At 69.3% G+C, this 7,185-nt stretch carries 7 protein-coding genes; 3 read left to right on the top strand and 4 right to left on the bottom strand.

What is annotated here, in order from left to right; translation table 11 throughout:
• Positions 1-57: 57 nt before the first annotated feature.
• Together C0461_RS12495 and C0461_RS12490 are read right to left on the bottom strand one after the other, a co-directional pair.
• A complete protein-coding gene (locus C0461_RS12495) occupies positions 58-561 on the bottom strand; it encodes a pyridoxamine 5'-phosphate oxidase family protein (protein ID WP_292107463.1) in 504 nt (167 codons plus the stop codon).
• Between the two features lie 60 nt (positions 562-621).
• A complete protein-coding gene (locus C0461_RS12490) occupies positions 622-840 on the bottom strand; it encodes a hypothetical protein (RefSeq protein ID WP_292107462.1) in 219 nt (72 codons plus the stop codon).
• Positions 841-1,066: 226 nt separating this feature from the next.
• Between C0461_RS12490 and C0461_RS12485 the strand changes: the two genes are divergently transcribed.
• From C0461_RS12485 to C0461_RS12475, 3 genes are all read left to right on the top strand, one after another.
• Positions 1,067-3,727 carry a hypothetical protein gene (locus tag C0461_RS12485; RefSeq protein WP_292107461.1) on the top strand — a complete coding sequence of 887 codons (2,661 nt, stop codon included), beginning with the start codon at positions 1,067-1,069 and terminating at the stop codon, positions 3,725-3,727.
• Positions 3,728-3,839: 112 nt separating this feature from the next.
• On the top strand, positions 3,840-4,760 hold the full coding sequence (locus tag C0461_RS12480) for a sulfite exporter TauE/SafE family protein (RefSeq protein WP_292107459.1): 921 nt from the start codon (positions 3,840-3,842) through the stop codon (positions 4,758-4,760).
• Positions 4,760-5,578 carry a TIGR02186 family protein gene (locus tag C0461_RS12475; RefSeq protein ID WP_292107453.1) on the top strand — a complete coding sequence of 273 codons (819 nt, stop codon included), beginning with the start codon at positions 4,760-4,762 and terminating at the stop codon, positions 5,576-5,578. Before C0461_RS12480 ends, C0461_RS12475 begins: the two co-directional genes overlap by 1 nt.
• Before the next feature lie 222 nt (positions 5,579-5,800).
• Here the strand turns inward: C0461_RS12475 and C0461_RS12470 are convergent, their stop codons facing one another.
• Positions 5,801-6,595, bottom strand: a complete 795-nt coding sequence (locus tag C0461_RS12470; RefSeq protein ID WP_292107451.1) for a sulfite exporter TauE/SafE family protein — start codon at positions 6,593-6,595, stop codon at positions 5,801-5,803.
• Between the two features lie 2 nt (positions 6,596-6,597).
• Entirely contained in the window at positions 6,598-7,131 is a 534-nt protein-coding gene (locus C0461_RS12465; protein ID WP_292107465.1) for a rhodanese family protein, read from the bottom strand.
• Between the last annotated feature and the right edge of the window lie 54 nt (positions 7,132-7,185).

The following is a 7,185-nucleotide window of genomic DNA, read 5'->3' as shown; positions in this document are numbered from 1 at the left end:
CCGCGTCTTCTGGCCGCCACGGTTGCGGGACTGCTGCTGGACCCGCGTTGAGCCGGGTCAGAACTGGATATTGGCGCGGTCGCCCAGATCGGGCTGCTCCTTGGTCATGTTGGCCTTGGCGATCTCGAAGGCGAAGCGGACGGGACCAGCCTCGCTGATCCAGATCTGGGCGTCATCAAGCTGCATGCGCATGAGGGTCAGGCGGGGATCGTCCTTGCCGTCGGGGTACCAGGCGGCGACCACCGGGCTCCAGTAACGCTCCATGCGCTCACGGTCGAAATGCTCCTCGAGTTCGCCCCCCAGACAGGCGTAGATCTCGCGATCCTTGGAAATGAGGCAGAACATGGCGTGATGGCCGCCCGATGCGTTCACGTCGCGCAGCAGATCAGTGTCGCGGTATATGAAGAACCACAATTCGCCGGCGTCGCGTTCGGCAAAAGCGGTCATGGGCTGCATGTGCCGGGGTTCGCCGCCCGAAACGCCAAGCATGCCGACGCGGGTGTCCTCAATCGCCTTGAACAGGCGCTCCTCGGCGTCCTTGCGGTCAAGATGGTGGGTCATGGGTCGGCTCCTCGGGTGAGTGGAGCCCGGATAACCGACGGGGGCGGCGTGATGTTCCGATCAGAAGCGGGGGCCGGCGGCGCTGGTGTCGAACCCGGCCAGGTTCACCAGATGCACGATCAGAAAGATGCAGGCCACGATGCCGAGCAGCATCAGGCTGGGCCACGGCACCATGCGCGGTCCCTTCATCAGATCGGGCGGACGCGACCCGCGCCAACCGCTGAAGACGGTCAGACCCAGCACAAGGGCGAGGGTGATGAGGGTGGCGGGGGTGCTCATGACGACGGCCAGATGGCGTGCGCGTCCTTTGGGGACAAGTGCTGCTGAAAGATTACGCCGCCCGTTAACCCTTTACGCCTCGTTAACCGTATCACCGCAGGTATGAATCCGGCGGTGTGACTGTCCACAGGAACAACGCGGCGCCGCTAGATATTGGGGTTAACCATGCGTTTACACCCCGGATTTGGGCGAGTAGCGTCGTGGAAACGGGTCGGGAGACGAATCAGTGAGCGCAGCGGCGCCTTGGAGCGTCAAAGGGATTGAACCCAAGGCGCGTGAGATCGCCAAGGATCTGGCGCGTCGCTCGGGGATGACCCTGGGTGAGTGGCTCAACCAGATGATCCTGGATGACGAAGACGACGGGGTGACGCCCCTTCCGCGCCGGCATCAGGCCGCGCCGCGCGACGACAGGCGTTCACGCCTGCGGCGGCTGGACGACGCCTATGGCCGCGACGAGACCCTGGACCGGGTCGCCGCCTCCGTGGAGATGATCGCCGAGCGGCTGGAGGCGTCGGAGCGGCGCTCCACCACCGCTATCACCGGGGTGGATCAGGCGGTCAGCGGTCTGGTGCATCGCCTGGACAATGTCGATGAACAATTCAGGACGCACGGGCGCCGTATCGACGACATCGCCGAGGAGTTGCGTGAGGGCCATCGCCGCCTGCGCCGCTTCGAGACCGACACCGGACCCCAGACCACAGAGGCCTTCAAGAAGGTCGAGACCGCGCTGGGGACGCTGGCGGGGCGCTTCTATGATCTGGAGGAGCGCCAGCGCACCGGCTTCATCGAGCTGCGCGGCCGGGCGGACAAGGCCGAGGACGCAGTGTCGCGCGTATCGGGCTCCGAGATCCTCAGTCAGGTCGGCGCCCGGCTGGATGCGGCTCAGTCGCGCACCACCGACGCCCTGCGCGCCCTGGAGCAGTCCTTCGCCGGGCTGGATCAGCGCATGCGCGCCGCCGAGAGCAAGCCCCGGACCGATGGGCCCAGCGACGCCGCACGCTTCGAGAAGCTGGCCGAGACCCTGAGCCGACAGGTCGAGACCAACCGCGCCGAGATGATGCGGCGGCTGGATTCTGCGGCGGCGGAAGGGCGCATCGAGAAGATCGAACGCGCCGTGCTGGCCATCGGCGAACAGGTCCAGGCGTCCGAGCGGCGCTCGGCCCAGGCGGTGGAGACCATGGGCAAGGAGGTTCTGCGCATCGCCCAGAACCTTAACCAGCGCATGATCAAGGCCGAGGATGACGGCGGACGCCGCTTCGACGCCCTGGGCCAGGAGATGACCCGCCGGGTCGAGCAGGACATGGTCAAGCTGGCGCAAGGCGTTGAGCAGCGCCTGATCCGCTCCGAGGACCGACACGCCCTGGCCATCGAGAAGCTGGGCGGCGAGATCACCCGCATATCCGACCGCCTGACCGAACGGATCACGGAATCCGAGCGTCGCTCGACCCAGGCGCTGGACGACATCGGCGAGCGGCTGAAGCGGTCGTCCGACAAGATCGAGCAGCAGTACGACCGGGCCTCGGGCGAACTGGCCGAACGCATGCGACAGAGCGAGGAGCGCACGGCGAAGCTGCTGGCCGAGGCTCGCGAGAGCATTGAGAAGCGGGTTGAGGACCGGTCTGCCGAAGCCTCCGCGCCCGCGACGGGCGCCGAGCCCGACTGGCGCGCCGCCGCCTTCCCCGACGCCTTCGGCGACGAGGATCCCATGAGCTGGCCCGGCGAGGACCTGGGCGAACTGGAGGGCGAGGCGCAGCCCACGGCGGCTGCGGCCGAGCCGTTCGCGCGCCTGTCCATGGACGAGCCGGTGTTCGCGCAGCGGGCGCCGGAGCCTGAGGCTCCCGCCGCTCCTGCTCTGGACACGCCCGTGGCGGAGACCGCTCCCCAGCCTCTTGCGGCGCCCGCGCCCCAGACCTTCGGCGGCTTCGGCGGCGTGGACGTCAGCGACGCCCTGGCGAGCGAGGACGATTTTGCGGCCGAGACCGAGTTCGTGGCCTCCGGGCCGGCCCAGCGCCTCAATTCGACCCGCGACGCCATCAGCGCAGCGCGTGCGGCCATGGCCGCGAGCGAACCGGAACAGCCTTCGCGGGAGGGGTTTGGCCTCAAGCGCGGCGGCAAGTCGCGGCTGCAGGAGCGCATGGACCGCCAGTCGCGGCGCGACGGCGGCACGGTCAAGAAGGCGTTCCTCGCCTCGGTGGCGGTGGCGGCCCTGGCGGGCGCGGTGTTCGGCTACACCCGCCTGACGGACGCCTCGAGCCTGGGTCCACGCATGGCGGGCGATGAGGGCGAGAGCACCCTGCTGGCCGCCGCCATGCTGCCTGAGCTGGACGCGGCCGCACGGCCGGCCGGAGAGACCGAGGCGGAAGCCCTGTACCAGCAGGCTGAGGCCCAACTGGAAGCGGGCGACGCAGCGGCGATCGAGACTCTGACCCGCGCAGCGAATCTGGGCCATGTGACGGCGCAGTTCCATCTGGCGCGGCTTTATGAGGGCGGCGGCGGCGGGGTGACCCAGAACGCGGCGGAAGCCCGGGTCTGGACCGAGCGCGCGGCGCAGGGCGGCGAGGTGCGCGCCATGCACAACCTGGGCCTCTATCTGTTCGACGGGGTCGGCGGCGACCGCAGCCAGGTGCAGGCTGTGCGCTGGTTCCGTCAGGCGGCGGAGCGGGGGCTGACCGACAGCCAGTACAATCTGGGCCGCATCTATGAGCAGGGCGCCGACGGCGTGGCCGCCAATGCGGGCGAGGCCTACAAGTGGTATCTGATCGCGGGCCGCGCGGGCGACGAGCAGGCGCAGGTGGACGCGGACCGCATGGCGGGCGAGCTGTCGCCGGTCGTGCGCCGCACCGCGCGTCAGGCTGCCGACGCCTTCGAGGCTCCCCCGCCGGCCTGAGGCGCCCTTTTCGGGTGTCCGCGCTGGCGCATCACCGGATGGCTCGGTAGACCAGACTTCCACGCCTCCCCTTCGGAGGTTGTTTCGAGTTCCTGAGCCGAAGGCGAGCGCCTTGGACATCTACCTGCCGATCGCCGAAGTGTCGGTGAACGCACCCCTGCTGATCCTGCTGGGCGCGGCGGTGGGCTTCATCTCGGGCCTTTTCGGGATCGGCGGCGGCTTCCTGATGGCGCCGGTGCTGATCTTCATGGGCATTCCGCCGTCGGTGGCCGTGGCCAGCCAGGCCAGCCACGTGGTCGCCTCCTCCACTTCCGGGGTCATCACCTACACGGCCAAGAAGGGCGTGGATTACCGCATGGGCGGGATCATGGCCCTGGGCGGCGCCGTGGGCGCCATCGGCGGGGTCGAGCTGTTCCGTATGATGCGCCTGCTGGGTCAGGCGGATCTGGTGGTGGCCCTGTCCTATCTGATCTTCCTGGGCGCCATCGGCGGGTTGATGCTGAAGGAGAGCCTGGAAGCTATCATCCGCCGCAAGAAGGGCCTGCCCGCGCCGCGGCCCCAGAACCGTCGGCCCATGTGGCTGTACGGCCTGCCGTGGCGGATGAAATTCCCGCGCTCGGGGCTGTACATCAGCGCCATTCCGCCGCTGGGGCTGGGCGTTTTCGCCGGGATCCTGTCGGCCATCATGGGCGTGGGCGGCGGCTTCATTCTGGTGCCGGCCATGCTGTACGTGCTGCGCATGAAGGCCAGCGTGGTGGTGGGGACCAGCCTGTTCCAGATCATCATCACCACGGCCATCACGACGGTGCTGCAGTCGGGGCGGAACCAGACGGTGGACATCGTGCTTTCGTCCCTGCTGCTGTTCGGCGGGGTGGTGGGGGCCCAGTACGGGGCGCGCATGTCGGGCAAGTTCCGGGCCGAGGAGCTGCGGGCGGTGCTGGGCCTGCTGGTGCTGCTGGTGGGCATCCAGATGGGGCTTGAGCTGTTCGTGCGGCCCGCCGAGATGTTCGTCCTGGCCCCGGGGGTGGACTGATGTTTCAGGATCTCCCGCCCGAGCCGCCCGCCGTCGTCGCCGAGGCCCCGGCCCAGAGCCTGCAGACCCTGACGCCGGTGACCCAAGCGCGGGTGGCGGCGGCCCTGACCGAGACCAAGGTGGACATCGACACGGGCTTCGCGGGGGCCTCGATGGTGCTGTACGGGGCCGTGTTCAATCCGACCGACACCCCCGCCGACGTGGTGGTGGTGGTGCGCGGGCCGGACCAGCCGGTGCGGCTGGTGCGCAAGGTGCGCGTGGCGGGGCTGTGGCTGAACAGCCGCCCGGTGGTGTTCGAGGGCGCGCCCGGCTTCTACATGACCGCCTCGACCCGGCCGCTGAGCGACATCGCCAGCTTCAGCGTGCTGCGCCGGCTGGGCGTGGGCGTGGACCACCTGCGCATCAACGCCCCGGAGCAGGAGACCACGGTGACCCGGTTCGGGGTGAGGGACGTGGTCATCAACCGGCTGGGCGAGGACTATCTGGACTGGCGCCGGGCGGTGATCCGGCTGAAGGAGGACGCGGCCCTGTACGCCACGGACCCGGAGGGGGTGCGCTTCGTGGATCAGGGCCTGTTCCGGGCCGAGGTGGAGCTGCCCACCGAGGCGCCCACGGGGACCTATGAGGCCGAGGTGTGGCTGTTCCAGGAAGGGCAGGCCGTGTCGGTCAGCCGCATGGAGCTGACCGTGGACAAGGTGGGCGTGGAGCGGGCCATCTTCGACTTCGCCCACGACCGCTCATGGCTGTACGGCATCCTCGCCGTGATCCTGGCGGCCTTCACGGGGTGGGCGGCGTCGGCCTGGTTCCGGCGGACCTGATTTCGGACTCGGGGCCCGAAAAAAAGATAGTGCGAATTGTCCGAAATCTCGAAAAAGCCGTTTCAAAACAGAGTCCGAAATCGTCCGAAATCGCCGCCCTGATTTCGGACTCCGGCGCCGGGAAAAACAGGGTCTGAATCGTATCAATGGTATCAAACCGCTCTCCACGCTCCCGATTGAGCGACCATCATAAGGGTGCGGGGAGGGCGGGGGTGAAAGTCGTCAGATGCGCGGCGGAATCAGCCCCGAGGCGTTGGCGGCGACCCAGGCGGCGACGATCAGGATGAGGCCGGCGAACAGGCGGCGGCCCAGGGCGGCGCGCTCGCCCAGGCGCCGGGCGACGGGCAGGCCGATCAGGGTTCCGGCCGCACCGCCCACGGTCAGGGCGGCCACCACCGGCCAGTGGACCAGACCCGAGACAGCATAGTTGGCCGAGGTGGCCGAGCCGAACACGGTGACGCTGAGCAGGGAGGAGGCCTGGGCGTGGGCCAGGGTCATGCCCGTGGCGGCCATCAGGCCGGGCACGATGAGAAAGCCGCCGCCGATGCCGAAGAAGCCGGCCGCGAAGCCGGCGGCCAGACCCATGGGCGCCAGCCTCAGGGTCAGGGCGCGGTCCAGCCGCACGGCGGGATCGCCCTCGGACTTGGCCCGGCGCAGCATGGACAGGGCGATCAGGGCCATGGCCAGGGCGAAGAACAGCAGCAGGCTCTGGCCGTCGATCATTTTCGCCAGGGTGGATCCGGCGATGGAGCCGGTGATCCCGGCGCCGGCGAACAGGGCGGCGCAGGGCCATTTGACCCGTCCGGCGCGGGCGTGGCCGGACAGGCCCGCCAGGGCGTTCAGCGCCACCCCGGCGGCCGAGGTGCCGATGGCCACGTGGGGGTCACGGATGCCCACCACATAGATCAGCAGGGGCGCGGCCAGCACCGACCCGCCCCCGCCGAAGACGGCGAGGAACAGGCCGACCACCACCCCGCTGGCCGCGCTGAGCAGCAGGGTGGCGAGGGAGACGTCCATGATCAGGCCGCGCGCGTCCTGTTCCAGGGGGCCAGCATCAGCATCCGGGCCATGCCGCAGACGCCGGTGGCGCCGGCCATGAACAGGCCCGCTCCGACAAAGGCCGACAGGGCGATCCAGGCGGGATGGACCAGCCAGGACAGCAGGGCGCCCACCACCACCAGCGAACCGGCGATGATCTGGACCTGACGCATCAGCTCCAGCGGGGCCTTCTTGTCCACCGAGGTGGGAAGCCCGGCGTCCTTCCAGCCCTGCAGCCCGCCGTCCAGCACGAAGGCCTCGCCTTCGACGCGGGCGGCGAGGCGGACGCAGTTGGCCTGGGTGCGCATGCCCGAACGGCACATGAAGATCACGTCCTGATCCGGCGTGATGCCCAGGTGCGCGTCCTCGAAGACGGACAGGGGGGTGTGGGCGACGCCGGGGATGTGCTCGCGGGCGAACTCATCGGGCTCGCGGATGTCCACCAGACGGGCGCGGCCGGATTTGATCCGGGCCTGGACCTCGGCGGCGGGCAGGGGGGTGAGTATGGCGGTCATGGTCAGGCCTTCATCATTTCGGGGGGACAGAAGATCGCCGCCAGGGTCGCGATG

This window comes from Brevundimonas sp. (genome assembly GCF_013823285.1).
Classification (GTDB): Bacteria; Pseudomonadota; Alphaproteobacteria; order Caulobacterales; family Caulobacteraceae; genus Brevundimonas.
The sequence above is the reverse complement of the archived record's forward strand: the minus strand, read 5'-3'. Positions and strand labels throughout refer to the sequence as shown.